At 36.0% G+C, this 1,195-nt stretch carries 1 protein-coding gene and 1 rRNA gene; one reads left to right on the top strand and one right to left on the bottom strand.

The window, feature by feature from the left end:
* The first annotated feature begins 18 nt into the window (after positions 1-18).
* A 5S ribosomal RNA gene (gene rrf / locus E0F91_RS17610) occupies positions 19-128 on the top strand.
* A 243-nt stretch (positions 129-371) separates the two neighbouring features.
* Here rrf and E0F91_RS17605 read toward each other — a convergent pair.
* Positions 372-1,195, bottom strand: an 824-nt coding sequence (locus tag E0F91_RS17605) for an ISAon1 family transposase (protein WP_243698936.1), incomplete at its 5' end; no start/stop codon positions are given.

The following is a 1,195-nucleotide window of genomic DNA, read 5'->3' as shown; positions in this document are numbered from 1 at the left end:
AAAGCAATTATAACCTCTTAAGGTGGTTATTGCGGCGGGGCTCACCTCTTCCCATCCCGAACAGAGTAGTTAAGCCCGCCTGCGCAGATGGTACTGCAGTTATGTGGGAGAGTATGTCGTCGCCTTTCTTTAAAAACCCTTCATCTAGAGATGAAGGGTTTTTTGTTATAAATACTTCTCAGTAGTAGAAAAGGGATCATAACGGATCATAACGAAAACCTGTGGAGTAGCAAAAATTAAGCGTAAATATTTGTTAGTCTGAAAAGGAAAAACTCTATGTTCCTCACGCCTCTAAATTGAGATCTAAACGCTTTTATTTTTGCATTAAAGGATTATTCACTGTTTATTTCTTGGTTTTTGGAGTTCATGAATTACATTTCTGCAGAAGCATTGGTACTTCTGTTGTCAAAATAGTTTACTATCGTTTGGTAATGATTCTGTATTGATCTAGATATTGTATTAAATGATTTAAACTCAGCCTGAGCTACTTTTTCATGCCATCTAGCTAATTTGCTTAGACCATAAATTTTATCGGTGGTATTCTCAAAAACATTCCGTAAGTCTTGCGATAGCTGATATGCTTTTTCAATATTAGGATATAATTCGAATAACAATTTGGYTCTTTGGGTTTGGTTTTGAGTCCATTTAGATTTGTTTTTATACAAAACATATCGACTTCTGGCTAATAATTGCTTAATGGTGTCGCCGTTAGATAGTGTTATAGGCTCGTATTTAGTTTTTGTGGTTTTAGCTTTTTCAATAGCTTCATTCTCCATATCAATTGCTTGCCACCTATATTTGATTCTAATTTCTTGTAAAGCTTCGAGCGCTAGTTTTTGAACATGGAATCGATCCGTAACTCTTACTGCATTAGAAAAGCATTTCTTGGCAATAAGCCCCATATTAGCTGCCATATCGAGTGTTATTTCGGTAACCGAATTTCTTAGCTTTAGCGGTATTTTTTCTAATATAGCAATTACTGTTTCTGCTTTGGTTCCAGCTACCATGGCTACTATAGTCCCCTTTCTGCCTTTTCCTGCTTTGTTGGTCACAATAGTATAGAGTTCGCCATTGGAGAGGGATGTCTCATCTATTGATAAACGTTTCCCAATGTTTTCAGGAAAAACAAGCCATTGTTTAGCATGCGACTTTTGTTTCCATGCTTTAAAATCACTTAAGTAATCTTTGTACTGAT

It is taken from the genome of Flavobacterium sandaracinum, assembly GCF_004349135.1.
In the GTDB taxonomy this organism is placed as follows: domain Bacteria; phylum Bacteroidota; class Bacteroidia; order Flavobacteriales; family Flavobacteriaceae; genus Flavobacterium; species Flavobacterium sandaracinum.
The sequence above is the reverse complement of the archived record's forward strand: the minus strand, read 5'-3'. Positions and strand labels throughout refer to the sequence as shown.